The organism is Nocardioides sp. B-3, assembly GCF_024703895.1.
Lineage (GTDB): Bacteria > Actinomycetota > Actinomycetes > Propionibacteriales > Nocardioidaceae > Nocardioides.
Genome location: NZ_CP087968.1, coordinates 417,553 through 443,259, shown reverse-complemented (window position 1 = coordinate 443,259; position 25,707 = coordinate 417,553). Strand labels below are relative to the sequence as shown.

The window sequence follows — 25,707 nt, the reverse complement described above, 5'->3', positions numbered from 1 at the left end:
CCCGGCGCTGACCCTGCAACCGTAGGCGTTCCGCCCCCACTCGAGGGAGGGCGGAACGCGAGCCGGACCGCCCCGTGCAAGCACCCGACATCACGCTGCGCGGAACCAGCGGGTCGACGCCCCGAGCGCCCTCCCGTACAGCGGGAAGGACCCTCACCATCATGTCTCACCTCTCCTCCACCCGGGGTCGCCGCAGTGCCGCCGCGCTGGCGACCACGTCGCTGGTCGCCGCCGGCCTCGGCTTCACCTCCGCTCCCGCGAACGCGCACCCCGCAGGCGATCGTGCCGTCAACGCCTCGGCCTCGTGGCTCAAGGGCGAGCTCGAGGGCGGGTTCCTCGTCGGCGAGTTCGGTCCCGCCTACGGGCCCTCGATCGATGTCGCCCTGTCCCTCGCCGAGGTGGGCGACAGCGCCGGCGCCGGTCTCGTCGACGCCGCCCTGCGACCCCAGATCGAGAACTACATCTCCGGCGAGGCCTTCGGCGACGCCGGCAGCACCTACGCCGGCGCAGCGGCCAAGGCCGCGACCTTCGCCACGGTGGTCGGCGCCGACCCCGCGTCCTACGGCGGGGCAGACCTCGTCTCGCGGCTCGAGAGCACGGTCAGCACCACGGCCCCCACGGCCGGTCGGATCGTGGATGTCTCGATGTACGGGGACTACGCCAACGCCATCGGTCAGTCGTTCGCGGCGCGTGCCCTGACGGCGGTCGGGTCCGCGCGCGCCGGTGAGGCCACCGCGTTCCTGCTCGACCAGCAGTGCACCGAAGGCTTCTTCCGCTTCGACCTCACGACTGACAAGTCCGCCACCGAGCAGGGCTGCGTGACGGGAGCCGCTGACAGCGCGCCCGACACGGACACCACCGCGCTGGCCGTCATCAACCTCCTCGACACCCCGGGCGTCTCCGCCGAGGGGACGGCTGCCGCTTCGAAGGCCGCGACCCGGCTGAAGTCACAGCAGGGTGCGGACGGCTCGTTCGCGAACACCGACAACGGCACCAACGCCAACACGACCGGACTGGTCGCGCGGGCTCTGGCCGCGGCCGGCGACACGGCCTCGGCCACCAAGGCCGCGACCCGGCTGCGTGCTGTCCAGATCGCCGACCCGGCCCCGTGCGCGACCCAGCTCACCGCCGAGAACGGCGCCGTCGCGCCGAAGCCGGAGATCCTCGCCTCGACCCGGACCGCGGGCGCCATCCCCGCCGGCCAGCGGCTCTCGTACGCCTTCGCCACCGCCCGGGCCCTGCCCGCACTGGCCAGCGTGCCCGCCGGCACCGGCCCCCTGACCGTCTCGGCTCCGGCCACCGCGGTCGAGAAGAGCACCGTCACCGTGACGGTTGCCGGCCTCGGCGCCGGCGAGGCCGGGTGCGTCACGTTCGGCTCCGTCACCAAGCCGGTCACCGGCACCGGGGGCAACGTGTCCGTGACCTTCGACCTGCCGGCGGGTGCGGCGACGCACACGTTCAAGCTCATCACCCCGGCCGGCGCGCAGAACGCCGTCACCACCGCGACGCTGATCCCCACCCCGGAGGTCGGCCAGCTCATCGCCAACCGGGTCGAGACCGTCAAGAAGAACAGGGTGAAGCTGGCCGTCAAGTGTGACGACACCGAGGCCTGCGAGGGCAAGCTGGTCATCCGCACCACTCGCAAGTTCCGGGTCGGCGATGCGAAGGCCGGGAAGCTGCGAGTCGCGAAGACGACCGGCTACACCGTGGCCCCGGACGGAAGGACCACGATCCGCCTTCGCGTGTCCAAGCCGATCCGCAAGCTGCTCTCGGACGGCCGGATCAAGGTCAAGGCCGTCCAGACGGCACCGGGCGCCGAGCGCGCTGTCACGAAGTTCTGGCTGCGCAAGAAGTGACCTCGTTCGACACCCCCACGGGGTGGGTACGCCGCCCGGTGGCCGTCATCGTCACGATGACGGCCACCCCGGCCGCGCTGGTCGGGGGCCTCGGCCCCCGCCAGCGCCGAGGCGTGCTCGTCCTCGTCGGGGGTGTCGGTCGTCGTCGACTTCGAGGGTGCGACCGGCGGCATCCAGACCGCGTGCGTGGCGGACGGCGCCAACAGGCCGGCCAACGAGGTCATCACCGCCGCCGGCTTCGCGCTGACACGGGTCCAGCGTCAGCCCGGCTTCATCTGCCGAGTCAACGGCGTCCCCGCCGGGAGCACCTGCGTGAACACCCCACCGCCCGACGCCTACTGGGGCCTCTTCTGGTCCGACGGCAAGGACGGCGCCCGGCACTACGCCGACGTCGGCGCCACCGGTCTCCGGGTGCCCGACGGCGGCTACATCGGTCTCGCCTCGGCAGAGCGGCGTCCGCCGCCCGCCCGGCCAGAGTCCGACCGCCCACCCCACGGCGACACCGACACCGACGCCCACGTCGACAGCACCCGCACCGACGTCGCCGACCTCGACCGGATCGACCACCACGACCTCCTCGCCGACGACCAGCCCCACCGGGAAGCCGACGAGGAAGCCGACGACAGCGCCCACGACCAGCGGCTCGGTGACGACCACCCCGACCGCCCCCACCGAGACGCCGTCGACCACCGAACCGAGCACCTCGGCCACGACCGGCTCGCCCACGCCGGAGCCCACGGAGTCCAGCGCCACCCAGTCGCCCACCGAGTCACCCACGAGCCAGCCCTCGGAGACGCAGCCGACCGAGGCCACCGCGACGCCGACGGACCCGGTCCCGCCCGAGGCACGCACGGACGAGCAGTCGAGCCGCGTCCCGACCCGGCTCACGCTCACGATCCTCGCGATGCTGCTGCTCGCGATCGGGATGTCGGCCTACGCCGCGCGTCGCCGTACCCGCGCCTGATGGCGCCGACCGGGCCCCGCCTCCCTCGTGACCTGCACCCGGTGGCGTGGTGGATCTGGGCGGTCGGCCCGGCCGCCGCAGCGACGCTGACGACCAACCCGCTCCTGCTGGCGCTGCTCGTGACGACCACGGCGCTCGTCGTGATGGCGCGCCGCTCCGACCACCCGTGGGCGCGGTCGTTCCGGCTCTACCTCCTGCTCGGGCTGATGATCGTGATCATCCGCGTCGCCTTCCGGGTCCTCTTCGGTGGCGTCAGCTACGGCAGGGTGCTGGTCGAGCTGCCGACCGTCCCGCTGCCCGACTGGGTCGCGGGGGTGCGGCTGCTCGGGCCGATCACGCAGGAGGCGCTTCTCGCCGGGCTCTACGACGGGTTGCGGCTGGCCGCGATCGTGATCTGCATCGGCGCCGCCAACTCGCTGGCCAACCCGAAGCGGCTGCTCAAGTCGGTCCCGCCGGCGCTCTACGAGATCGGCACCGCGCTCGTCGTCGCGGTCACCGTCTTCCCGCAGCTGGCCGACAGTGCCCGCCGCGTGCGCGCGGCCCGGGCCCTGCGCGGCGATGCGAGCAAACGGGTCGGCCGCCTGCGCCGCTTCCTCGGTGCCCGTGCTCGAGGACGCCCTCGAGCGTTCGCTGTCCCCGGCGGCGGGCATGGACGCGCGGGGCTACGGTCGCGCCGGGGAGGCGACACGCACCCAGCGCTGGACCACCGGCATCCTGCTCCTCAGTGGCCTGTGCGGACTGGGCGTCGGCACCTATGCCCTGCTCGACCGGACCGCACCCCGCTGGCTGGCCGTGCCGATGCTGGTCGTCGGCACGGTCGTCGCCGTCGTCGGGCTGGTCAGTGCGGGTCGCCGGGTGCAACGCTCGCGCTACCGCCCCGACCGCTGGCAGCTCGCCGAGCTGGTGGTGGCCGGCTCCGGGCTCGCCGTCGGCGCCGCGATCTGGTGGCTCGGCCGGACCGAGACGTTGGTCATCTACCCGTCCCTGACCGAGATGCCCTACCTCAGCGTGCTCGCCCCGGCCGGCGTCCTGATCGGGCTGGTCCCCGCGATCGCCGCGCCGCCGCCGCGCCTGCCCGTCTCGACACCCCCGGAGGTCGGCGCATGATCGAGCTCCGCAACATCCACTTCTCGTACGGCGCCACCCCCGATCCTTCGAGGCATCGACCTCACCCTCGAGGAGGGCGAGCTGGTGCTGGTGTCCGGCCGCACCGGCGTCGGCAAGTCGACGCTCCTCGGCGTGCTGACCGGCTTGGTGCCGCGGTTCAGCGGCGGAACGCTGTCCGGCGACGTGCTCATCGACGGGGTCAGCGTGATCGACCAGCCGCCGCGCGAGCGGGCACACATCGTCGGCTACGTCGGGCAGGACCCGGTCGCCGGTTTCGTCACGGACACGGTCGAGGAGGAGCTCGCCTACGGCATGGAGCAGCTCGGCCTGCCGGGCGACACCATGCGCCGCCGGGTCGAGGAGACGCTCGACCTGCTCGGCATCGCCGACCTGCGCAACCGCGACCTGCGGACCCTCTCGGGCGGCCAGCAGCAGCGGGTCGCCATCGGCGCCGTGCTCACCACGCACCCGCGGGTGCTGGTGCTCGACGAACCGACCTCCGCGCTCGACCCGACCGCCGCGGAGGACGTGCTGGCCACGCTCACCCGACTCGTCCACGACCTCGGCCTGACGGTGCTGCTGGCCGAGCACCGGCTCGAGCGGGTCGTGCCGTTCGCCGACCGGATCTGCCTGCTGACCGGCGACGGGGGAGTGCTCGTGGACTCGCCCGCTGCGGTCCTCGCGGTCTCGCCGGTGGTGCCGCCGATCATCGAGCTCGGCCGCGCGGCCGGTTGGTCGCCGCTGCCGCTGAGCGTCCGCGACGCCCGACGCTCCGCCCGGTCCCTGTCCCCGGCGCCGCCCGTGATCAAGGACCCGCCCACGGGCACGGCCATGCTGTCGGCCCGCGGGCTCACCGTCGCGCACGGTCGCAACGTCGTCCTCGACGGCGTCGACCTCCACCTGCGCAGCGGTCACGTCACCGCCCTGATGGGGCGCAACGGCGCGGGCAAGTCGACCCTGATCTGGGCCCTCCGAGGCACGCAGGCACGACGTTCGGGCACCGTGTCGGTCGCCGGCCGGGACCCGGGTCGCCTCGACGCCGCCGGTCGTCGCGCACTCGTCGGGCTGGTCCCGCAGACGGCCGCCGACCTGCTCTACCTCGAGACCGTCGCCGAGGAGTGCGAGGCCGCCGACGCCGGGGCTCGGGCGGACGACGGGACCTGTCGTTCGCTCCTCGACCGGCTCGTCCCCGGCATCGACGCGACGCAGCACCCGCGCGACCTGTCGGAGGGCCAGCGGCTGGCCCCGGTGCTGGCGATCGTGCTGACCGCGCGACCCAGCGTCGTGCTCCTCGACGAACCGACCCGCGGCCTCGACTACACCGCCAAGGCCGGTCTCGCCCGGATCGTCGCCGACCTCGCCGACGACGAGCACGCGGTGCTGATCGCCACCCACGACGTCGAGTTCGTCGCCACCGTCGCCGACGACGTGATCGTGCTCGCCGACGGGGAGGTCGTCTCGTCCGGGCTGGCGCGCGAGGTCGTCGCCGCGTCGCCGTCCTACGCCCCGCAGGTCACCAAGATCCTCGGCCCGCCGTGGCTGCGCGTCGACGAGGTCGTCGCGGCGCTGGAGACTCGATGAGTGGTTTCTGACGGGGCTCAACCGACGGTGAGGTCAGCCCTCCCCATCCGCCCGCGCTCCGCGGCGGTGCTGACGGTCGCGTCGATCGCCGGGCTGATGATGCTCGGCTGGCCGCTGCTGCTCGACGTGCCGGAGTCGGCCCGGGTGGACCCGCCGTTCATCTTCCCGGCGCTGCTGCCGCTGGTGATCGTCGTCGTGCTCGCGGAGTTCAGCGAGGGTGGGATGGACGCGCGGGTGCTGGCCGTGCTCGGCGTGCTCTCCGCGATCAACGCCGTGCTGCGCGGCCCGGGTGCTGGCGTGGCCGGCATCGAGCTGGTCTTCTTCCTGCTGATCCTCGCCGGGCGGGTCTTCGGGCCGGCCTTCGGGTTCGTCCTCGGCTGCACGTCTCTGTTCGCCTCCGCGCTGATGACGGGTGGTGTCGGGCCGTGGCTGCCGTTCCAGATGCTCGTCTCGGCGTGGATCGGGATGGGGGCGGGATTCCTGCCGCGACGCCTCACCGGTCGCGTGGAGCTCGCCGCGCTCGTGGTCTACGGCATCGTTGCGTCGTACCTGTTCGGAATCCTGATGAACCTGTCCAGCTGGCCGTTCACGCTCGGCATCGCCGTGCAGGGGCATGAGGGCTCCCTGTCGTACGTCGCCGGCGCGCCGCTGCTCGAGAACCTGCACCGCTTCGGGGTCTACACGCTCCTGACCTCGACCGGCAGCTGGGACACCGGGCGTGCGATCACCACGTCGATCGCGCTGATCGTGCTCGGCCCGGCGATCCTGACCACCCTGCGACGCGCGTCGCGCCGTTCTGTGATCAGTCGGGTGCCCGGGGTTTCGTGACGGTCGCTTTGCGACCTCCTCAACCGCCGGAGCCGCGGGTGACCAGCAGGATGCGGTCGTCCTCGTCGGCGGGCGTGCCCCGGCCGTCGCGGTTGGAGGTCGCGACCCAGAGGTCGCCGTCGGGCGTCGTGACGACGGTGCGGATGCGGCCGTAGTCGCCGGTGAACAGGTCGACCGGCTTGCCGGTCGTGCCACCGTCCAGCGGGATCCGCCAGAGGGTCTCGCCGCGCAGGGCCGCCATCCAGAGGGCGTCGTCCGCAAAGGCGAGGCCGGACGGGGAGGCCTCCTCCGTCGACCGGGTGGCCGCCGGATCGACGTAGTCCGGCTTGCCGCCACGGCCCTCGACCTCGGGCCAGCCGTAGTTGGCGCCGGCGGTCACGCGGTTGAGCTCGTCGAAGGTCTGGTCGCCGAACTCGCTGGCCCACAGCTGGCCGGTCCCGTCGAAGGCGAGGCCCTGCACGTTGCGGTGACCCAGCGACCACACGGGTGAACCCTCGACGGGGTTGCCGGGCGCCGGGTCGCCGTCGGCGGTGATCCGCAGGATCTTGCCGGCGAGCGAGTCGGGGTCCCTGGGCCAGCTCTGCGTTGCCGGTCTCGCCGGTGGAGACGTAGAGGAACCCGTCGGGACCGAACGCCGGGCGTCCGCCGTCGTGGATGACGCCCTTCGGGATGCCGGTCAGGATCGGCGTCGGTTCGCCCAGCTCGTCGCCGTCGAGCGTCACCTTGAAGACGGAGTTGTCCTCGGTGGTGGTCGCGTAGAAGAACGAGGTGCTGTCCGAGACGAAGTCGGGGGAGACGGCGACGCCGAGCAGCCCGGCCTCGACCTCGGGTGCCGCTTCGGCGATCTCGCCGAGCTCCGTGACGTCGGCCTCGCCAGCGGCCCGGGGCGTCAGGCGGAGCACGCGTCGCGAGTCGCGTTCGGTGACGATCGCCGATCCGTCCGGGAGGAAGGCGATGCCCCACGGGACGGACAGTCCACTGGCCACGGTCCCGGCGACGTGCGGCTTCTCGTCGGACGTCGACGCGGGGGCGAGGGCGCGGACGACGTCGGGTCGGGAGTCGCCGTACTCGCGTCGTCAGTGACGGGTGGATCGTCGGACTCGGCGCAGCTCGTCAGCAGCGCAGCAGCGAGCAGGATCCCCCCGAGTCGGCGCATCAGCCGACGTGCTCGACGAACTCGAGGAGCAGCTGGTGGACGACGTCGGGTTGCTCCATCTGCGCGAAGTGGGTGGCCCGGAGCTCGACGTAGGTCGCCTCCTTCATCCGGGCGGCCGCGGACGCCATGTCGCGGGCGCCGGCCGGGACGTCATAGGTGCCCGCCACGAAGAAGGCCGGCACGTTGATGCCGCTCAGCGAGACGCGCGTGCTCGGAGGTCTTGATCGCGAGGTGGAAGTACCACTCGATCGGCGTGTGCAGGAGCTCCCTGAACGCGCGGGCCGACAGCTCCGGGTCGGCCTGCTGGAACATCAGGCCGGTGTGCCCGAGGACGCCCATGGTCCGGGGTCCGATGGGCAGTCGACTGGCGATCGGGGTGAGTGCCCGTCCGCTCAGCTTCATCACCCGCGACAGGCTGACGGTCGCGATCCGGGCCGCCCAGTGCGGCAGGTGGAGCGGGCCGAGCATGGTGGCGAAGGTGTTGCCCGGCACGCCGCACACCGCGAACAGGCCGCTGACGCGCTCGGGGTGGCGCAGCGCCAGCTCGAACATGGTGTTGACGCCCATCGACCAGCCCATGAGCACGGCGGTGTCGACGCCGAAGTGGTCCATCACCGAGAGCCCGTCCTCGACGAACTCGGTGATGCCGACTCGGTCGGTGTCGGTCGGCCGCGCGGAGCCGCCGGTGCCGCGGTGGTTCCGGGAGACGACGCGTACGCCGCAGTCGGGCTCGAGCAGTGCCGGCCACGCCCACGGGTTGGTGCCGAGGCCGTTGCAGAGCACGACGGTGGGACCCTCGAAGGTGCCGTCGGGGTCGTTGGTCCAGGCGCGGATCCGGGTGCCGTCGTCGGACAGCACGTCCACGAAACGCACACGTGTCTCGGTGGCGACAGGGCCCGGGGTCGTCTTCTCCATGCGCAGATTGTGCCTCAGGGGACGTCAGTCCGGGGCCGGCTCGCTGAGCACCGGACGACTGCGGGTCGCGCCGACGCTCGCAACGACGACGCAGGCGACCGCCAGCCACTGGATCGGGGACAGCAGCTCGTGGAGCACCACGATCGCGGCAAGAGCCGCCGCGGCGGGCTCGAGGCTCATCAGGATCCCGAACACGCTCGGCGCCGGGGACCGCAGTGCGACCAGCTCACAGGTGTAGGGGATGACCGAGCTGAGCACGCCGACCGGGGCGCCGATCAGCAGGACGTGAGGGTCGAGCAACGCCGTACCACCCGACACGATCGCCGGAGCCGTGAGCAGCAAGGTGGCGAAGGCGCTGGCGATCGCCAGTCCGTCGAAGCCCGGCCAGCGCTGCCCGGTCTGGGCGCTGAGCAGGATGTAGGACGCCCGGGCGACCCCGGCGAGGAGGGCGAAGGAGACCCCGACGGCGTCGAGGTCGGCCGGCTCGAAACCGAGCAGCACCACGCCGGTCGCGGCCAGCCCGACCCACACCCGGGTCGCGCGCCCGACGCGAGCCCAGCACGGCCAGCGTGAGCGGCCCGATGAACTCGATCGTCACCGCGATCCCCAGCGGGATCCGGGAGAAGGACTGGTAGATCGCCCAGTTCATCAGGCCGAGGCTGGCCCCGAAGCCGGCCACGACGAGCCAGTCGGTGCGGCTCCGACCGCGCACGGACGGCCGGGCGACGGCCAGCAGCACGAGCGTGCTGGTGACCGAGCGCAGGAACACCATCGACGTGGGGGAGATGGTGCCGAAGAGGTCCTTGGCGATCGCGGCGCCGGCCTGCACGGAGATGATGCCGATGACGACCAACCAGACGGCTCGCGTCACTCCGTTCCTCCTGTGCCTACTGGCTCTCCTCCTCGAGGCGCCGGATCAGGTCGCCGACGATACGGCTCTCGTTCTCGAAGTAGTCGAGGCCCCAGTCCGCGACGAGGCTCTCGGGTGCCGGAACGCCTCTCCGGGAGCGTCGTTGCCGCGCAGGCTCTCGCGGACCTCGAGCAGTGCGTCCCGCTCCTTCGCGAGCGCGAGGACGTGGTCGCGGAGCATGGCCAGCGTGGTCTCACTGTCGACGACATGGCCGAGCAGGAGGCGCAGCGCGACCGGGTGCTTGAGGACCGGAAACCCGGGCGCACTGTCGCGCATCCGAGTCGCGAGCGCCTCCCGACCGGCGTCACTGATCGTGTAGGTCGTCCCACGGCCCTCGCCGGTGGCGGTGACGAGCCCGTGCGCGGTGAGACGCGCCAGCTCGCTGTAGACCCGGCTCATCGCGGGGACACCCAGTAGAAGCGCAGCGTCGCGTCGGCTCGCTGCTTGAGCTCGTAGCCCGTCAGGGCGTCGCCGAAGGTGAGCAGCCCGAGCAGGGCGTAGGAGGTGACCGGAAGCTCTTGACCCATGGTCGGATCAGACTACTGTTCCTAAAAGGAATACGCACCCGCGGAATACGGCAGCGAAGGGGAGAGTCGATGACCGGCACGACGGCAATGGTGGGCACGCGCAAGGGGCTCTGGATCGGCACGTCGGACGCAGAACGCACGGCGTGGTCCCGGTCCGGACCGCACTTCCCCATGGAGGAGGTCTACTCCGTCCTCATCGACCGCCGCGGCCCGACCCCGCGGCTGTTCGCCGGCTGCTCGTCCAGCTGGTTCGGGCCACAGGTGCGCCGCTCCGACGACCTCGGCAAGACGTGGCAGGAGACCCCCAACGGCGCAATCCGCTTCCCGGCGGACGCGACGCTGCCCGATGGCTCGGAGGCCACCCTCGCGCGGGTGTGGCAGCTCCAGCCCGGCGTCGAGGACGGCGTCGTCTGGGCGGGCACCGAACCGGGCGCGATCTTCAGGTCGACCGACCGTGGCGAGACCTTCGAGCTGGTTCGCGGCCTGTGGGATCACCCGCACCGAGCCGAGTGGGACGCGGGCTTCGGCGGGCAGGCATTCCACACGATCCTCCCGCACCCCACCGACGGCCAGTCCGTCCCGGCGGCACTGTCGACGGGCGGCGTCTACCGCACCAGCGACGGCGGATCGACACGGGCGCCCGCCAACCGGGGCGTCAAGGCGGAGTTCATGCCGGGCGAGCGCAACTACCCCGAGTTCGGCCAGTGCGTGCACAAGGTCGCCCGCGACGCGGTCGACCCGGACCGGCTGTTCCTGCAGAACCACGGCGGCGTCTATCGCTCCGACGACGGGGGCTCGTCATGGCAGGACATCGCCCCGGGCCTGCCGTCGGAGTTCGGCTTCGCGATGGTCACCCACCCGCGGGAGCCCAACACGGCCTACACCTTCCCGATCGACGGCGCCGGTGCCCGCTGGCCGGTCGACGGCCACGCCCGCGTCTGCCGTACCACCGACGGAGGCGCCACGTGGGAGCCGCTCGGCGAGGGCTCGCTGCCCGACGGGTTCTATGCGGCAGTCATGCGCGACGCGATGTGCGCCGACGACCTCGACCCCGCCGGTCTCTACTTCGGGGGACGCAACGGCGGTGTGTGGTGCTCGCCCGACGAAGGGCGGAGCTGGCAGGAGATCCACAAGGACCTGCCCGACGTGATGGTCGTCCGGGCCGCGGAGCTGCAGGAGCTGTAGGAGACTGCTGCGATGGCCACCTTCGAGATGTCCCGGTCGACGACGATCAACGCCCCCTCCGACCGCGTCCACTCGCTGCTCAACGACTTCCGCGAATGGCAGCAGTGGTCGCCGTGGGAGGGCCTCGACCCCGACCTCGAGCGGAACTTCACCGGCCCCGCCACGGGCGTCGGCTCCCACTACGCGTGGGTCGGCAACAAGCAGGCGGGCGAGGGAACCATGGAGATCACCGAGTCGACGCCGACCAGCGTCGCGATCGACCCGGAGTTCCTCAAGCCCTTCAAGGCCAGCAACATCACCGCGTTCGACCTCTCCGAGGCGGGCAGCGGCACCACCCGGGTGAACTGGACGATGACCGGCACCCGCGGCCCGATCATGGGGCTGATGGGCAAGCTGTTCTTCGACAAGGCGATCGGCAAGGACTTCGACAAGGGCCTCGCCCAGCTCAAGGCGGCAGCCGAGGCGCGCTGACCCGGTCGCTGCCTACACCCTCTGTGTCCGTCCCTAGGACCTGAGTCTTCAGAAGACTCAGGTCCTAGCGTCGTTGTCGGTGGTGCCTGCTGTCATGGGAAACACAGCAGATCGACCCTCGGGGAGTGGGATGGAGACCGACCAGCAGGAAGCAGGACCGGCACCGACAGCCACACGCGACGACGATATTTCGGGGCTGATTCGTCGCGTACGGCGACGCGCCCGGGCTCTCACAGCGCGAGCTTGCGCACGAGCTGGGCGTCTCGCAGTCGGCCGTCGCCAAGTGGGAGACCGGGCGAACCACTCCGACGGCTCGCATGCTGCACAAGGTCCTCGAGCTGGGTGAGTTGCGCATGGTCGCCGTGGGGGCCAATGGGGACCGGGTTCCGCCGATGAGGAAGGTCGCGGCCGGGGACGCGGCCGATCGCCGATACCCGGCGCACACCTTCGTGTGGGCCGAGGGGTGGTGGGCACCGGTGGGTGCCGAGATGACGCCATGGCTGTCGCCGATCCTTGCTCGCTCGGCCGATTTGGAGTTGCCGAAGGTGCGTTACAGCCGGTCCCGGGGAGCGAGCCGCCCGCCGACCCCGGCCGACCTCCGCGAACATCCGACGTGGTCAGAGCTCGTGGCGGAGGCGAAGGAGGGCTGGCGGCCGCCTCGTCGACCACGCGTCCCGATTCCGCACTGGGCCTTCGCCGACACGAGGAAGTCCCGCAACCGGTGGCCCGATGTGTTCCGTGTCGCTGCTCGCACGGTCGACCTCCCTGAGACCCGGCACCGCCCTGAGACGCGGCACCGCCCCGCCAGTGGTGCCGACTAGCCTGAGCCCATGAGCGATGCGCCCGACATGAAGCCCCGTTCCCGCGACGTCACCGACGGTCTCGAGAAGGCGGCCGCCCGCGGCATGCTGCGTGCCGTAGGCATGGGAGACGACGACTGGGTCAAGCCGCAGATCGGTGTCGCGTCGAGCTGGAACGAGATCACGCCCTGCAACCTGTCGCTCGACCGCCTCGCGAAGGCCGTCAAGAACGGTGTGCACGCGGGCGGGGGATACCCGCTCGAGTTCGGCACTATCTCGGTCTCCGACGGCATCTCGATGGGCCACGAGGGCATGCACTTCTCGCTCGTCTCCCGCGAGGTGATCGCCGACTCCGTCGAGACCGTGATGATGGCCGAGCGCCTCGACGGCAGCGTCCTGCTCGCCGGCTGCGACAAGTCGCTGCCCGGCATGCTGATGGCGGCCGCTCGCCTCGACCTCGCCAGCGTGTTCCTCTACGCCGGCTCGACCATGCCCGGCTCGGTCGACGGCAACGACGTCACGATCATCGACGCCTTCGAGGCGGTCGGCGCCTGCCCGGCGGGCAAGATCACCCGCGACGAGGTCGACCGCATCGAGCGCGCCATCTGCCCCGGCGAAGGTGCCTGCGGCGGCATGTACACCGCCAACACGATGGCGTCGGTCGCCGAGGCCCCGGGCATGTCCCTGCCCGGCTCCGCTGCCCCGCCGGCCGTGGACCGCCGCCGCGACGGCTTCGCCCACCGCTCGGGTGAGGCCGTGGTCGAGATGCTGCGCCGGGGGCATCACCGCCCGCCAGATCATGACCAAGCCGGCCTTCGAGAATGCCATCGCCGTCGTGATGGCCCTCGGCGGCTCGACCAACGCCGTACTCCACCTGCTCGCCATCGCCCGCGAGGCCGACGTCGACCTCGACCTCGACGACTTCAACCGCATCGGCGACAAGGTCCCGCACCTCGGCGATCTCAAGCCCTTCGGGAAGTACGTCATGAACGACGTCGACAAGATCGGCGGCATCCCCGTCGTGATGAAGGCGCTGCTCGACGCGGGCCTGATGAACGGCGACACCCTCACCGTCACCGGCAAGACGATGCGCGAGAACCTCGAAGCGCTCAACCCCAAGGGCCTCGACGGCGACGTCCTGCGCGGCCTCGACAAGCCGATCCACGCCACCGGCGGCATCGCCGTCCTGCGCGGCTCGCTCGCACCCGAGGGCGCCGTGGTCAAGAGCGCCGGGTTCGACGACACGACCTTCACCGGCACCGCGCGGGTCTTCGACGGCGAGCGCAAGGCGCTGGACGCCCTCGCGGCCGGCGAGATCAAGGCCCGCGATGTCGTGGTGATCCGCTACGAAGGCCCCAAGGGCGGCCCGGGCATGCGCGAGATGCTGGCCATCACCGGCGCGATCAAGGGCGCCGGGCTCGGCAAGGACGTCCTGCTCGTCACCGACGGCCGCTTCTCCGGCGGCACCACCGGTCTGTGCGTGGGCCACATCGCGCCCGAGGCCGTCGACGGCGGCCCGATCGCGTTCGTCGCCGACGGCGACCCGATCACCCTCGACGTCGCCAACCGCACGCTCGAGGTCGAGATCGACGACGCCGAGCTGGCCCGCCGCAAGGAGGGCTGGCAGCCGCTGCCCCCGAAGTACACCCGCGGCGTCCTCGGGAAGTACGCCAAGGTCGTCCAGTCAGCTGCGCACGGAGCCGTGACGAGCTGATCCGGGGTCAGTGCGGCTTGACCCAGATGAGCTCATCGCTGGCCCACTTCTCCTGAGCGACCGGCACGAGGGCGTTGAGCGCGTCCATGAGCGAGCCCTGACCGATCGTGGCCGAGTGCGCTTCGCCGCACGCGCGACCGGCGGCGTTGTTGTGCAGGTCGACCCGGGTGTCGTGCGGGGTGTTGCGGCCCTCCTCGTGTGCGGCCGCGACGGCCTCGGCGACCGCGGAGCCGTGGCGGCCGGAGATGTAGGCCTGCCAGATGAAGTGGCGAATCGCGTTCTCCGGGCCGGGCGTTCCGTCGGTGGCCGCGGAGGCGGCTCGGATCGCGGCGGCCGAGGCCGCCATCACGTCGGCGGCGGCCGAGGCGCTGGCGCCTGCGTCGCGCGCGGCGTTGAAGACGTGGGGCGCGCCGACGACGGCCTGCGCGGCCTTCTTGAGCGAGTCGAATGCAGATGCCATGCGCCCACCGTGTCAGATCCACGGGTGACACGCATCAGCGAGCGCGGTCTCTGGCCGACTGTCGGTGACCAGTGGCACAGTGAAAACCATGGACCAGCGGATCAGCTTCCTCACCTTGGCAGTGCGCGACCTCGCGGAGTCGCGCAAGTTCTACCTCGACGGCCTCGGCTGGGAGCCGTGCACCGATGTCCCCGGCAACGTGCTGATGTTCGAGGTCGGCGACAAGCTCATCCTTTCGCTGTGGGACGTCGACGCGTTCACCGAGGAGGTCGGGCAGGCGCCCGGCGGGGGAGTCCCGCCGATCACGATCGCGCACAACCTCGCCACCCCAGACGGTGTCGACCGCGTCCTGGAGCAGGCGCGGGTCGCGGGTGCGGCTCAGGTGACCGATGCCGTCCAGCGCGACTGGGGCGGCTACTCCGGCTACTTCGTCGATCCCGACGGCTTCCGCTGGGAGATCTGCCACAACCCCTCCGAGCTCGGACAGAAGGTGCTGCCATGACCGATTCCATGAAGCTGTATCGCGACGTGACCGAAGCGGGACTCGACGACTGGCGGATGCTCGCCCGGGGCATCCATGCCCGGTTCACCACCGGCAGCTTCGCCAAGGGCCTCTCGCTCGTCGCCGCGATCGGCGAGGTGGCCGAGTCGGCCAACCACCATCCAGACGTGACCCTGACCTATCCGCGCGTCGACGTGAAGCTGATGAGTCACGACGTCGGTCACGTGACCCAGCGCGACCTCGACTCCGGCCGCGCAGATCAGCGAGGCCGCGCGTGGCCTCGACATCGGCTCCGACCCCGACTCCACCGGCGCAGATCGAGGCGGCTCTCGACACCCCCACCCCGGCCTCGATCCAGCCGTTCTGGCGGGCTGCGTTCGGCTATGACCCGCTCGATGACGCGCCCGATGAGCTGCGCGACAAGTTCGGCCACAACATCAACGTGTGGTTCCGGGACTCCGGGTCCGAGCCCGACCGGCAGCGCTGGCACTACGACGTGTTCCTCCCGGGCGACCGAGGTCCAGGGCGAGGATCGACGCCGTCGTCGCGGCGGGCGGCACCCTCGTTGGCGAGCACCCCGAGCACCAGTTCTGGGTGTTGGCCGATCCCGATGGCAACAAGATGTGCGTGTGCACCGCGGCGGGGAGGGGCGAGTGACTGCCACATGCTGGGATCGCCGTACCAAATGATGGGACGGCTGGCAGAGTAGGTTGACGTCGGAGCCCCCCGACGACGACGGTAGGCGCATGCGCACTGACATCCTTGTACTGCACGCGACGCGTGAGCTGAGGTCCTCGACCTCGCCGCACACGCGTCCTCCCCTCGTTGCCCGCCGGGCCGAGGGGTTTTTTCATTCGCCATACAAGCAAAGGTTTTCGATGACAGAGCAGGGCGGGATCGCTGGAGCGGCCATGACCGGCGCGCAGAGCCTGATCAAGTCCCTCGAGAGCGCGGGCACCACCGACATCTTCGGTATCCCGGGCGGAGCGATCCTCCCGGCCTACGACCCGCTCATGGACTCGACCCTCATCCGGCACATCCCGGTGCGCCACGAGCAGGGCGCCGGGCACGCCGCCCGGGGCTACGCCGCAGCCACCGGCCGCGTCGGAGTCTGTATGGCGACGTCCGGGCCGGGCGCCACCAACCCGGTCACCCCGCTGGCCGATGCGCACATGGACTCGGTCCCCCTCGTCGCGATCACCGGGCAGGTGGGCGCATCGATGATCGGCACCGACGCCTTCCGGGAGGCCGACATCCGCGGCATCACGATGCCGATCACCAAGCACAACTTCCTCGTCACCGACCCCGCCGAGATCCCGCGCACCATCGCCGAGGCGTTCCACATCGCGTCGACCGGTCGTCCCGGCCCGGTCCCGGTCGACGTCGCCAAGTCGGCGCTGCAGGCGATGACCACGTTCCAGTGGCCCACCGAGCTCCAGCTCCCCGGCTACCGCCCCGTGACCAAGCCGCACAGCAAGCAGATCCGCGAGGCGGTCCGACTGATCCTCGAGTCGCGCAAGCCCGTGCTCTACGTCGGCGGCGGCGTCGTCCGGGCCCGCGCCTCGGCCGGCCTGCTCAAGCTCGCCGAGGCGACCGGCGTCCCGGTCGTCACCACCCTGATGGCGCGCGGTGCCTTCCCCGACAGCCACCCGCAGCACCTCGGCATGCCGGGCATGCACGGCACGGTCTCCGCCGTCGCCGGACTGCAGAAGAGCGACCTGATCATCAGCCCGGGTGCCGGGTTCGACGACCGGGTGACCGGCAACCTCGACTCCTTCGCGCCCAACGCGAAGGTGATCCACGCCGACATCGACCCGGCCGAGATCGGCAAGAACCGCTTCACCGACGTGCCGATCGTGGGTGACTGCGCCGAGGTGATCAACGACCTGCTTGCGGTGCTCGCGACCGAGGCTGAGGCCGGCCACACCGGCGACTACGAGGGCTGGATCTCGTTCCTGACCGGCGTCAAGAAGACCTACCCGCTCGGCTACGACACGCCCGCCGACGGCTCGCTGGCCCCGCAATACGTCATCGAGCGGCTCGGCGCCATCGCCGGCCCCGAGGCCATCTACACCTCCGGCGTCGGCCAGCACCAGATGTGGGCGGCGCAGTTCGTCAAGTACGAGCGCCCCAACACCTGGCTCAACTCCGGTGGCCCGGGCACGATGGGCTATTCCGTCCCCGCGGCCATGGGCGCGAAGGTGGGCATGCCCGGCTCGACCGTCTGGGCGATCGACGGCGACGGCTGCTTCCAGATGACCAACCGGGAGCTGGCCACCTGCGCGATCAACGACATCCCGATCAAGGTCGCGATCATCAACAACGAGTCGCTCGGCATGGTGCGCCAGTGGCAGACGCTCTTCTACAACGAGCGCTACTCCAACACCGATCTGCACTCGAAGCGGATCCCCGACTTCGTCAAGCTCGCCGAGGCCTACGGCTGCGTTGGCCCGGCCTGCGAGTCGCCCGAGGACGTCGACGCCACCATCGAGAAGGCCATGTCGATCAACGACCAGCCCGTCGTGGTCGACTTCCGCGTCCACCGCGATGCGATGGTCTGGCCGATGGTCGCCGCCGGCACCAGCAACGACGAGATCAAGTACGCGCGCGACCTCGCGCCCCAGTTCGACGAGGATGACCTCTGATGGCAACCCACACCCTGTCCGTCCCGGTCGAGAACAAGCCCGGCGTCCTGGCCCGCATCGCCGGCCTCTTCAGCCGTCGCGGCTTCAACATCGAGAGCCCGGCCGTCGGCCCGACCTGAGCACCCCGAGGTGTCGCGGATGACGATCGTGGTCAACGTCGACGAGTCCCCGCTCGAGCAGGTCACCAAGCAGCTCAACAAGCTGATCGAGGTGATCAAGATCGTCGAGCTCGACGGTTCTTCCTCGATCACCCGCGAGCTGATGCTGGTGAAGGTCAAGGCCGATGCCCAGACCCGCGGCGCCGTACTCGATGCCGTCCAGCTGTTCCGCGCCAAGGTCGTCGACGTCGCCCCCGACGCCATCACGATCCGGGTGACCGGCAACGCCGACAAGCTCGGCGACGTCCTGCGCGTGCTCGAACCCTTCGGGATCCGCGAGCTCGTGCAGTCCGGCATGGTCGCCATCGGCCGAGGCTCGCGCTCGATCAGCGAGCGCAGCCTGCGACCGGTCGCCGTGCCCGCACCCGCGGCCATCGGCTGATCCCCCCTGAACCAGACACACCAACCAGAAGGAGAGCCCCAGTGGCTGAGATGTTCTACGACGACGACGCCGACCTGAGCCTGATCCAGGGGCAAGAACGTCGCCGTCATCGGCTACGGCAGCCGGGGGTCACGCCCACGCGCTCAACCTGCGCGACTCCGGCGTCGACGTCCGGGTCGGCCTCAAGGAGGGCTCGACGAGCCGCGCCAAGGCCGAGGACGAGGGGCTGCGCGTGCTGTCCGTCGCCGAGGCGGTCCAGAGGCCGACGTCATCGTCGTGCTGGCCCCCGACCAGTTCCAGCGCCACATCTACGCCGAGTCGATCGAGCCGCACATCACCGAGGGCGACACCCTCGTCTTCGGCCACGGCTTCAACATCCGCTTCGGCTACATCCAGCCGCCGGCCGGTGTCGACGTGATCCCGGTGGCCCCGAAGGCCCCGGGCCACACCGTGCGTCGCGAGTTCGTCGCCGGGCGCGGCATCCCCGACATCATCGCCGTCGAGCAGGACGCCTCCGGCTCGGCCCGGGACCTCGCGAAGTCCTACGCCAAGGCGATCGGCGGCACCCGCGCCGGCGTCATCAAGACCACCTTCACCGAGGAGACCGAGACCGACCTGTTCGGTGAGCAGGCCGTGCTCTGCGGTGGCGTCTCGCACCTCGTGCAGGCGGGTTTCGAGACGCTGACCGAGGCCGGCTACCAGCCCGAGATCGCCTACTTCGAGGTGCTCCACGAGCTCAAGCTCATCGTCGACCTCATGTGGGAGGGCGGCATCGCCAAGCAGCGCTGGTCGGTCTCCGACACCGCTGAGTACGGCGACTACGTCTCCGGTCCCCGCGTCGTCACGCCCGAGGTCAAGGCCAGCATGAAGTCGATCCTCGACGACATCCAGTCGGGTGCGTTCGCGAAGCGCTTCATCGACGACCGGGACAACGGCGGCACGGAGTTCCTTGCGCTGCGCGAGCAGGAAGCCGCGCACTCCATCGAGGCCACCGGCAAGACGTTGCGCTCCCACTTCGCGTGGAAGCAGGAGGACTCGGACTACACCGAGGGCTCCGCCGCTCTGCTGACCGGTCACAAGGTCACGCACGAACAACGCCGACCGGGCACAAAGTTCCAGAACTTTGTGCCCGGTCGGCGCGTATTCTCAGGTGACTTTGTGACCGGTCACTTCACCTCGGACCGGCGCAGGAACAGCAGGCCGACGATCAGCGGCACGACGATCCAGATCGCCGTGGTCGAGCCGAGCATCGCCCACTCCTTGCCGGTGTTCGTGGCGCCCTCGAAGAGGTTGACACGGGTGTAGTTCCAGTCGATCCACGGCTGCAGGTCGGCGAACCAGTCGCGCACCGACGCGAGCAGGGCGAGGATGCCCGGCAGCACCAGCGAGACGACGAAGTAGCCGACGATGGCCGCCGCGGAGTTGCGGAGCACGACCCCGAGCGTGAAGCCGATCGCCATACCGACGAGGTCGCCGAGCACGATCTGCGCGGCCCCCGGCGAGCGAGATGTCCCAGACCGTGTCGACGCCGGCGAGGGCCGAGCCGCCGAGGTTGCCCGGGGCGCCGACGGCGAAGGCGACCGCCATCGAGGCGAGCCCGACGAGGAAGGTCGCGATCGCCTTGGCGCCGATCACCCGTCCGCGGCTGGGCACGAGCGTGAACGTCGTGAGCCCGCTGCGCTGGCTCCACTCGCTGGTGACGCCGAGGATCGCGATCATCGGCAGGATCACCGACATCGGGAAGCCGATCGCGGTCGCGAAGTTCTCGTAGGTGACCGCACTGTCGGGCGCGAAGATGATCACGGCGCCGGTGGCGATCACCGAGAGCACGCCGATGCTGATCAGCATCCAGAAGCCCGAGCGGGTGTTGAACATCTTGCGGAGCTCGACCTTGATCAGTCGCGCTGTGGGGATCGAGCGGACGGCCGGGCGGACCCGGACTGGCTCGGGGACGACGGGGGAGATGGTCGTGGCGGTCATGCCGCAACTCCTTCGCGCTGGGTGTCGGCAGTGAGCGACAGGAACATGTCTTCGAGGCCCGCGCCTTCGGCGGAGCGGAGCTCGGTGAGGGGGATGCCGGCGGCCGGGGCGACGGCCCCGACGGCGGCTGGATCTGCGTCGGTGCGCACGGAGCCGTCGCCGGCGAGCGTGCTGGGGATCCCGGCCTGCTCGAGGGCGTGCGCGAGGTCGCGCGGCGACGTGGAGCGGGCGAGGGTGCCGGCCGCGGCGAGCAGCTCCTCCTTGGTGCCGGAGGCGACGATCTTGCCGTTGCCGATCACCACCGGGTCGTCGGCGATGACCTCGATCTCGTGCAACAGGTGCGAGGAGAGCAGCACGGTGCCGCCCCCGGTTGGCGTAGCTGCGCAGCAGGTCGCGCATCCAGCGGATGCCGGCCGGGTCGAGGCCGTTGGCCGGCTCGTCGAGGATCAGCACCCGCGGGTCACCCAGCAGAGCGGTGGCGATGCCGAGGCGCTGGCGCATGCCGAGCGAGTAGTTCCGGACGCGGCGCTTGGCCTCGTTGGGCGTCAGGCTGACCAGCTCGAGCATCTCGTCGACGCGCGTGCGGGGCAGGCCCATGGTGTCGGCCGCGACGGTGAGGATCTCTCGGCCCGTACGCCCCGCGTGCTGCGCGGAGGCGTCCGAGGAGGACGCCGACCTCGAGCCCGGGGTTGGGGAGGTCGGCGAACCGGACGCCGTCGATGGTGGCGGAACCGGAGGACGGGGTGGTGAGCCCGACCATGACGCGCATGGTGGTGGACTTGCCGGCGCCGTTCGGACCGAGGAAGCCGGTCACGCGGCCGGGCTGGGCGGTGAAGGAGACGTTGTCGACGGCGGTGAAGCCGGCGTACCTCCGGGTCAGTGAGTCAACGGTGATCATGACTGCAACTCTCGCGGCCGGACACCCTGCGCCACATCAGGTGGCAACCCCCCGCGCTCCCCCGGCCGACCCCCGCCCAACCCTGAGTCGGGACCGGGGTGACCCTGACCGGGACGCCCCGGCAGGTGCAAGATGTGGTCATGAGCGAGCGCACCCCGGGAGACGACCCGGCGCCTCGGCGTCGAGCAGACCGGCATCGAGATCATCGACGAGGCCGACCGCACCGCCCGGCCGAGAGACCTGTTCTGGCCGTGGTTCGCGGCCAACGTGTCGGTGTTCGGCCTGAGCTATGCCTCGTTCGTCCTCTACTTCGGGATCTCGTTCGCCCGGGGCGTGCTCGTCGCGGTGCTCGGCATCGTGGTCTCGTTCGTGCTCTGCGGCGTCATCGCGATCGCCGGCAAGCGCGGATCGGCACCGACGATGATCCTGAGTCGCGCGGCGTTCGGCGTACAAGGCCAGAAGGTTCCGGGCGTCCTCTCGTGGCTGGTCTCGATCGGCTGGGAGACGTTCCTCGCGATCCTCGCGGTGCTGGCGACCTCCACGATCTTCACGCGGCTCGGCTGGGGCGGAGGCACCAGCACCAAGGTCGTGGCGGCCGTCGTGGTGGCCGCGCTGATCGTGTCGGCGAGCGTGGCGGGCTACCACATCATCATGAAGATGCAGTCGGTCCTGACCCGGATCACCGGGATCGTCACGGTGCTCTACATGGTGCTCACGATCGACGACATCAACTGGTCGGCCGTGCAGGACATCCCGGCAGGCTCGACGCAGTCGGTGATCGGCGCGCTGGTGATGGTGATGACCGGCTTCGGTCTCGGCTGGATCAACATCGCCGCGGACTGGTCGCGCTACCAGAAGCGCACCGCGTCCGGCCCCTCCATCGTCGCGTGGAACACCTTCGGCGGCGCCCTCGCGCCGGTGATCCTCGTCGTCTTCGGCCCGGCGCTCGCGGGCTCGTCGACCGAGATCCTCGACGGCGTCGCGGGCGACCCGATCGGCACGCTCGCCACGCTGCTGCCGACCCGGGCGCTGGTCCCGTTCCTGCTCGCCGCGATCCTGTCGCTGGTCAGCGGCGCGGTGCTCGGCATCTACTCCTCGGGCCTCACCCTGCTCTCGCTCGGCGTCAAGCTCAAGCGCCCCCGGGCGGCCGGGATCGACGGCGTGCTGCTCACGCTCGGCACGATCTACGTCGTGTTCTTCGCCGACAACTTCATCAACCCGTTCCAGAGCTTCCTGATCACGCTCGGCGTTCCGCTCGCTGCGTGGGCCGGGATCATGATCTCCGACCTCGTGCTGCGCAAGCGCGACTACGACGACGAGGCGCTCTTCGACGAGCAGGGTCGGTACGGCGCCTTCGACTGGGTCTCGATCGGCACCATGGTCGCCGCGTCGGCCGTCGGCTGGGGACTGGTCATCAACTCGTTCTCCGACGACGCCTCGTGGAACAACTGGCAGGGCTACCTCCTCGGCCCACTCGGCCTCGGCGGTCGCGACGGCGCCCGGGCGTTCGCCAACCTCGGCGTGCTGGCGGCCCTGCTGATCGGCTTCGTGGTCACGCTGGTCGCGCGGCGATCGACCGTCGCCCGCCGGGAAGCGACGGCATGAGCACCACCATCGCGGTCGTCGGCGGCAACGGCCAGATCGCGCGCCTCCTGCACCCGCTGCTCGTCGAGCGTGGCCACACTCCCATCGCTCTCGTCCGCTCGGAGGCACACCGCAACCGCCTCGAGGCGATGGGCGCCGCCGTACGCCTCCTCGACATCGAGCACAGCACGCCCGGCGACTTCAACGCCGCCTTCGCGGGGGCGCACGCAGTCTTGTTCGCCGCCGGTGGCGGCCCCGACGGCAACATCGAGCGCAAGCGCACCGTCGACCTCGAGGGAGCGCTGAAGTCGATCGAGGGAGCGCGGCAGGCGGGGATCAGTCGCTTCGTCCGGGTCTCGGCCATCGATGTCGACGAGCCCGTCCCCGACAGTGCCAGCCCGGTCTGGCGTGCGTACGTCGAGGCGAAGCGTGACGCCGACGCGGCCCTGCGCGACAGCGGTCTCGACTGGACGATCATCCGTCCCGGCCGGCTGACCGACGACGAGGGCACCGGCTCCGGTCGAGCTGGGTGACGACGTGATTCGCGCCGAGGTCCCGCGCGCCGACGTCGCTGCGGTCCTCGCCGAGGTCCTCGACACCGGCGCCGGCATCGGCGCCCAGTGGAACCTCGTGTCCGGAGTCACTCCCGTGGCGGAAGCGGTCGCGGGAACATCCTCTCGCTGACCGAGGTTGCGGCAGACATGCGAATCGACATCTGGTCCGACGTGGTCTGCCCGTGGTGCTTCATCGGCAAGCGCCGCCCGGAGAAGGCACTGAGCACCTTCGAGCACGCCGACGACGTCGAGATCGTGTGGCACTCCTTCCAGCTCGACCCGGGCGCGCCGACGACTCCCGTCGAGACCGTCGCCGAGGCCCTCGGACGCAAGTACGGCGGGGGCCGGCCGGCGGGAAGACGATGATCGACCGCGTGGAGGCCGTCGCGGCCGAGGAGGGCATGCTCTGGCGCCACCACGAGTCGAAGCGCGTCGGCACCATGGACGCGCACCGGCTGATGCACCTCGCGCTGCACGACGGTGGACCGGAGCTGCAGGGCCGGGTGAAGGAGGCGCTGCTGTCGGCGTACTTCATCGACGCCCGCAACGTCGCCGACCACGCCGAGCTCAAGGACATCGTCACCGGGGCCGGGCTCGACCCGGCCGCCGTCGACCGGGTGCTGGGGAGCACGCAGCACGCCGACGAGGTCTGGGCCGACATCGAGAAGGCGCAGGCGTTCGGCGCGACGGGCGTGCCGTTCTTCGTCGTGGACAACAAGTTCGGCATCTCCGGCGCCCAGCCGGTCGAGGCGTTCGCGCAGGTGCTGGAGCGCGCCCCGGTCGGAGTCGCACCCCGTCGTGGAGATGCTCGCCGGTGGGGGAGCGGGCGGGGATGCCTGCGGACCGGACGGTTGCGCGATCTGACCCACTGACCTTGTAGGCTCGGCCGTGCACAGCGTCGTGCAGGCCCTCATCGATCACCCACATCGAGGAACTCCGCTGTGACCAAGCCCGTCGTACTCATCGCCGAAGAACTGAGCCCCGCCACCGTCGAGGCGCTCGGTCCTGACTTCGAGATCCGCAACTGCAACGGCGCCGACCGCGCCGAGCTGCTCGCCGCCATCGTCGACGTCGACGCCATCCTCGTCCGCTCGGCCACCAAGGTCGATGCCGAGGCGCTCGCCGTCGCCAAGTTGCTCAAGGTCGTCGCCCGCGCGGGCGTCGGTCTCGACAACGTCGACGTCAAGGCCTCCACCCGGGCGGGCGTCATGGTCGTCAACGCCCCGACGTCCAACATCGTCTCCGCCGCCGAGCTGGCCGTCGCGCTGATGCTCGCCGCCGCTCGCCACGTCAGCCCGGCGCACGCCGCGCTGAAGAACGCCGAGTGGAAGCGCTCGAAGTACACCGGGATCGAGCTCTACGAGAAGACCGTCGGCATCGTCGGCCTCGGCCGCATCGGCGTGCTCGTCGCCCAGCGCCTGAGCGCCTTCGGCATGAAGGTCATCGCCTACGACCCCTACGTCCGGGCCGGCCGCGCTGCGCAGATGGGCGTGCGTCTAGTCGACCTCGACACCCTCCTCGCCGAGGCCGACTTCATGAGCGTGCACCTGCCGAAGACCCCGGAGACCGTGGGCCTGATCGGCGCCGAGCAGCTCGCGAAGGCCAAGACCTCCCTCGTGCTGGTCAACGCAGCTCGCGGTGGCATCGTCGACGAGGCCGCGCTCTACGACGCGCTCAAGACCGGCCAGATCGCCGCCGCCGGCCTCGACGTCTTCGCCAAGGAGCCCTGCACCGACAGCCCGCTCTTCGAGCTGGAGAACGTCGTCGCGACGCCGCACCTCGGCGCCTCGACCGACGAGGCCCGGGAGAAGGCCGGCATCGCCGTCGCCAAGTCGGTCCGGCTCGCGCTGTCCGGCGAGCTCGTCCCCCGACGCGGTCAACGTCCGGGGCGGCGTCATCGCCGAGGACGTGCGTCCCGGCATCCCGCTCACGGAGAAGCTCGGTCGCGTCTTCACCGCGCTGGCCGGCGAGGTCGCCCAGCAGATCGACGTCGAGGTCCGTGGCGAGATCACGGAGTACGACGTCAAGGTGCTCGAGCTCGCGGCCCTCAAGGGTGTCTTCACCGACATCGTCGAGGACCGGGTCTCCTACGTGAACGCGCCGCTGCTGGCGGCCGAGCGCGGCACCGCCGTACGCCTCGTGCTCGACAGCGAGAGCCCCGACCACCGCAACCTGATCACGATCCGCGGCACCCTTGCCGACGGGTCGCAGATCTCGGTCAGCGGCACGCTCATCGGCATCAGCCAGAAGGAGCGGCTCGTCGAGGTCAACGGGTTCGAGATCGACATCGAGCCCACCGAGCACCCGGCCTTCTTCACGTACGCCGACCGGCCGGGCATGGTCGGCACGGTGGGCGGGATCCTCGGCGACGCCGGGGTCAACATCGCCGGCATGCAGGTCTCGCGCCGGGACAAGGGCGGCGAGGCGCTGGTCGCCCTGTCGGTCGACTCCGCGATTCCGGCCGAGACCCTTGCCGAGATCGAGACGGCCATCAACGCCGCCTCGGTGCGCGCCGCAGACCCGGTCTGAC

Annotated in this window: 25 protein-coding genes and 10 pseudogenes; 20 read left to right on the top strand and 15 right to left on the bottom strand. The window is 70.9% G+C overall.

Going from position 1 to position 25,707, the window contains the following annotated elements; translation table 11 throughout:
* The first annotated feature begins 161 nt into the window (after nucleotides 1-161).
* Nucleotides 162-1,856: a hypothetical protein gene (locus LP418_RS03005; protein WP_272496310.1), complete on the top strand. Its 1,695-nt coding sequence runs from the start codon at nucleotides 162-164 to the stop codon at nucleotides 1,854-1,856.
* Nucleotides 1,857-1,907: 51 nt separating this feature from the next.
* Here LP418_RS03005 and LP418_RS03000 read toward each other — a convergent pair whose 3' ends face one another.
* Both LP418_RS03000 and LP418_RS02995 read right to left on the bottom strand, forming a co-directional pair.
* Nucleotides 1,908-2,744: a hypothetical protein gene (locus LP418_RS03000; protein ID WP_257955176.1), complete on the bottom strand. Its 837-nt coding sequence runs from the start codon at nucleotides 2,742-2,744 to the stop codon at nucleotides 1,908-1,910.
* 45 nt (nucleotides 2,745-2,789) lie between these two features.
* Nucleotides 2,790-3,470 (bottom strand): hypothetical protein, encoded by a 681-nt coding sequence (locus tag LP418_RS02995; protein ID WP_257955175.1) that lies wholly within the window; start codon nucleotides 3,468-3,470, stop codon nucleotides 2,790-2,792.
* Here LP418_RS02995 and LP418_RS02990 point away from each other — a divergent pair.
* From LP418_RS02990 to LP418_RS02980, 3 genes are all read left to right on the top strand, one after another.
* Nucleotides 3,469-3,927 carry a hypothetical protein gene (locus tag LP418_RS02990; RefSeq protein WP_257955174.1) on the top strand — a complete coding sequence of 153 codons (459 nt, stop codon included), beginning with the start codon at nucleotides 3,469-3,471 and terminating at the stop codon, nucleotides 3,925-3,927. The two genes, LP418_RS02995 and LP418_RS02990, sit on opposite strands and share 2 nt — an antisense overlap.
* Nucleotides 3,928-4,011: 84 nt before the next feature.
* Nucleotides 4,012-5,508, top strand: a complete 1,497-nt coding sequence (locus tag LP418_RS02985; protein ID WP_257955173.1) for an ABC transporter ATP-binding protein — start codon at nucleotides 4,012-4,014, stop codon at nucleotides 5,506-5,508.
* A gap of 66 nt (nucleotides 5,509-5,574) precedes the next feature.
* A complete protein-coding gene (locus tag LP418_RS02980; RefSeq protein WP_257956880.1) occupies nucleotides 5,575-6,336 on the top strand; it encodes an ECF transporter S component in 762 nt (253 codons plus the stop codon).
* A gap of 19 nt (nucleotides 6,337-6,355) precedes the next feature.
* Here the strand turns inward: LP418_RS02980 and LP418_RS02975 are convergent.
* The 8 genes and pseudogenes from LP418_RS02975 to LP418_RS02940 all read right to left on the bottom strand — a co-directional run.
* Nucleotides 6,356-6,901 (bottom strand): annotated as a pseudogene (locus LP418_RS02975) (PQQ-dependent sugar dehydrogenase); the annotation flags it as partial.
* A gap of 73 nt (nucleotides 6,902-6,974) precedes the next feature.
* A pseudogene (locus LP418_RS02970) lies at nucleotides 6,975-7,322 on the bottom strand (PQQ-dependent sugar dehydrogenase); the annotation flags it as partial.
* A gap of 169 nt (nucleotides 7,323-7,491) precedes the next feature.
* Complete coding sequence (locus LP418_RS02965; protein WP_257955172.1) at nucleotides 7,492-7,659, bottom strand: alpha/beta fold hydrolase; 168 nt, start codon at nucleotides 7,657-7,659, stop codon at nucleotides 7,492-7,494.
* Nucleotides 7,643-8,407, bottom strand: a complete 765-nt coding sequence (locus tag LP418_RS02960; RefSeq protein WP_257955171.1) for an alpha/beta fold hydrolase — start codon at nucleotides 8,405-8,407, stop codon at nucleotides 7,643-7,645. Before LP418_RS02960 ends, LP418_RS02965 begins: the two co-directional genes overlap by 17 nt.
* Before the next feature lie 24 nt (nucleotides 8,408-8,431).
* Nucleotides 8,432-8,908, bottom strand: coding sequence for an EamA family transporter (locus LP418_RS02955; RefSeq protein ID WP_257955170.1), 477 nt, complete (start codon nucleotides 8,906-8,908; stop codon nucleotides 8,432-8,434).
* Between the two features lie 112 nt (nucleotides 8,909-9,020).
* Nucleotides 9,021-9,236, bottom strand: a pseudogene (locus LP418_RS02950) (EamA family transporter); the annotation flags it as partial.
* A gap of 87 nt (nucleotides 9,237-9,323) precedes the next feature.
* Entirely contained in the window at nucleotides 9,324-9,716 is a 393-nt protein-coding gene (locus LP418_RS02945; RefSeq protein WP_257955169.1) for a hypothetical protein, read from the bottom strand.
* Nucleotides 9,713-9,844, bottom strand: coding sequence for a hypothetical protein (locus tag LP418_RS02940; protein ID WP_257955168.1), 132 nt, complete (start codon nucleotides 9,842-9,844; stop codon nucleotides 9,713-9,715). Before LP418_RS02940 ends, LP418_RS02945 begins: the two co-directional genes overlap by 4 nt.
* Nucleotides 9,845-9,913: 69 nt before the next feature.
* Here LP418_RS02940 and LP418_RS02935 point away from each other — a divergent pair, with 69 nt between their 5' ends.
* The 4 genes and pseudogenes from LP418_RS02935 (at nucleotide 9,914) to ilvD (ending at nucleotide 14,014) form a co-directional block, all read left to right on the top strand.
* Complete coding sequence (locus LP418_RS02935) at nucleotides 9,914-11,029, top strand: WD40/YVTN/BNR-like repeat-containing protein (protein WP_257955167.1); 1,116 nt, start codon at nucleotides 9,914-9,916, stop codon at nucleotides 11,027-11,029.
* 12 nt (nucleotides 11,030-11,041) lie between these two features.
* Nucleotides 11,042-11,500: an SRPBCC family protein gene (locus LP418_RS02930; RefSeq protein ID WP_257955166.1), complete on the top strand. Its 459-nt coding sequence runs from the start codon at nucleotides 11,042-11,044 to the stop codon at nucleotides 11,498-11,500.
* A gap of 230 nt (nucleotides 11,501-11,730) precedes the next feature.
* Nucleotides 11,731-12,321: pseudogene (locus LP418_RS02925) on the top strand (helix-turn-helix domain-containing protein); the annotation flags it as partial.
* Between the two features lie 9 nt (nucleotides 12,322-12,330).
* Nucleotides 12,331-14,014: pseudogene (gene ilvD / locus LP418_RS02920) on the top strand (dihydroxy-acid dehydratase).
* A 7-nt stretch (nucleotides 14,015-14,021) separates the two neighbouring features.
* Here the strand turns inward: ilvD and LP418_RS02915 are convergent.
* The gene (locus LP418_RS02915; protein WP_257955165.1) at nucleotides 14,022-14,474 is read right to left on the bottom strand and encodes a DUF6973 domain-containing protein; all 453 of its coding nucleotides are present in this window, start codon (nucleotides 14,472-14,474) and stop codon (nucleotides 14,022-14,024) included.
* Between the two features lie 88 nt (nucleotides 14,475-14,562).
* On the opposite strand from LP418_RS02915, the gene LP418_RS02910 reads away from it, so the two are divergent.
* The 5 genes and pseudogenes from LP418_RS02910 to ilvC all read left to right on the top strand — a co-directional run.
* Nucleotides 14,563-14,976, top strand: coding sequence for a VOC family protein (locus LP418_RS02910; RefSeq protein ID WP_257955164.1), 414 nt, complete (start codon nucleotides 14,563-14,565; stop codon nucleotides 14,974-14,976).
* The gene (locus LP418_RS02905) at nucleotides 14,973-15,665 is read left to right on the top strand and encodes a 4a-hydroxytetrahydrobiopterin dehydratase (RefSeq protein ID WP_257955163.1); all 693 of its coding nucleotides are present in this window, start codon (nucleotides 14,973-14,975) and stop codon (nucleotides 15,663-15,665) included. The genes LP418_RS02910 and LP418_RS02905 overlap by 4 nt, the downstream gene beginning before the upstream one ends.
* Nucleotides 15,666-15,854: 189 nt before the next feature.
* On the top strand, nucleotides 15,855-17,621 hold the full coding sequence (locus LP418_RS02900) for an acetolactate synthase large subunit (protein ID WP_257955162.1): 1,767 nt from the start codon (nucleotides 15,855-15,857) through the stop codon (nucleotides 17,619-17,621).
* Nucleotides 17,621-18,161: pseudogene (gene ilvN, locus LP418_RS02895) on the top strand (acetolactate synthase small subunit). The gene LP418_RS02900 and the pseudogene ilvN overlap by 1 nt, the downstream one beginning before the upstream one ends.
* Nucleotides 18,162-18,269: 108 nt before the next feature.
* Nucleotides 18,270-19,136, top strand: a pseudogene (gene ilvC, locus LP418_RS02890) (ketol-acid reductoisomerase); the annotation flags it as partial.
* 171 nt (nucleotides 19,137-19,307) lie between these two features.
* Here the strand turns inward: ilvC and LP418_RS02885 are convergent.
* The 4 genes and pseudogenes from LP418_RS02885 to LP418_RS30215 all read right to left on the bottom strand — a co-directional run.
* Nucleotides 19,308-20,141, bottom strand: a complete 834-nt coding sequence (locus LP418_RS02885) for a hypothetical protein (protein WP_257955161.1) — start codon at nucleotides 20,139-20,141, stop codon at nucleotides 19,308-19,310.
* On the bottom strand, nucleotides 20,138-20,497 hold the full coding sequence (locus LP418_RS30225; RefSeq protein ID WP_336276167.1) for a hypothetical protein: 360 nt from the start codon (nucleotides 20,495-20,497) through the stop codon (nucleotides 20,138-20,140). Before LP418_RS30225 ends, LP418_RS02885 begins: the two co-directional genes overlap by 4 nt.
* Nucleotides 20,498-20,579: 82 nt before the next feature.
* A pseudogene (locus LP418_RS30220) lies at nucleotides 20,580-20,708 on the bottom strand (ATP-binding cassette domain-containing protein); the annotation flags it as partial.
* Between the two features lie 178 nt (nucleotides 20,709-20,886).
* Nucleotides 20,887-21,039, bottom strand: a pseudogene (locus tag LP418_RS30215) (ATP-binding cassette domain-containing protein); the annotation flags it as partial.
* Between the two features lie 195 nt (nucleotides 21,040-21,234).
* Between LP418_RS30215 and LP418_RS02875 the strand changes: the two are divergent.
* The 7 genes and pseudogenes from LP418_RS02875 to LP418_RS02845 all read left to right on the top strand — a co-directional run bounded on the left by LP418_RS02875 (nucleotide 21,235) and on the right by LP418_RS02845 (nucleotide 25,706).
* Nucleotides 21,235-22,644: a purine-cytosine permease family protein gene (locus tag LP418_RS02875; RefSeq protein WP_257956878.1), complete on the top strand. Its 1,410-nt coding sequence runs from the start codon at nucleotides 21,235-21,237 to the stop codon at nucleotides 22,642-22,644.
* The gene (locus tag LP418_RS02870) at nucleotides 22,641-23,156 is read left to right on the top strand and encodes an NAD(P)H-binding protein (RefSeq protein ID WP_257955160.1); all 516 of its coding nucleotides are present in this window, start codon (nucleotides 22,641-22,643) and stop codon (nucleotides 23,154-23,156) included. The genes LP418_RS02875 and LP418_RS02870 overlap by 4 nt, the downstream gene beginning before the upstream one ends.
* A gap of 4 nt (nucleotides 23,157-23,160) precedes the next feature.
* Nucleotides 23,161-23,307 (top strand): hypothetical protein, encoded by a 147-nt coding sequence (locus tag LP418_RS02865; RefSeq protein ID WP_257955159.1) that lies wholly within the window; start codon nucleotides 23,161-23,163, stop codon nucleotides 23,305-23,307.
* A gap of 17 nt (nucleotides 23,308-23,324) precedes the next feature.
* Nucleotides 23,325-23,543, top strand: a complete 219-nt coding sequence (locus tag LP418_RS02860; RefSeq protein ID WP_257955158.1) for a DsbA family protein — start codon at nucleotides 23,325-23,327, stop codon at nucleotides 23,541-23,543.
* Nucleotides 23,540-24,049: a DsbA family oxidoreductase gene (locus tag LP418_RS02855; protein WP_257955157.1), complete on the top strand. Its 510-nt coding sequence runs from the start codon at nucleotides 23,540-23,542 to the stop codon at nucleotides 24,047-24,049. Before LP418_RS02860 ends, LP418_RS02855 begins: the two co-directional genes overlap by 4 nt.
* A gap of 69 nt (nucleotides 24,050-24,118) precedes the next feature.
* Nucleotides 24,119-24,982 (top strand): annotated as a pseudogene (locus tag LP418_RS02850) (hydroxyacid dehydrogenase); the annotation flags it as partial.
* Between the two features lie 103 nt (nucleotides 24,983-25,085).
* Entirely contained in the window at nucleotides 25,086-25,706 is a 621-nt protein-coding gene (locus LP418_RS02845) for an ACT domain-containing protein (protein WP_257956877.1), read from the top strand.
* The last annotated feature ends 1 nt before the right edge of the window (nucleotide 25,707 follow it).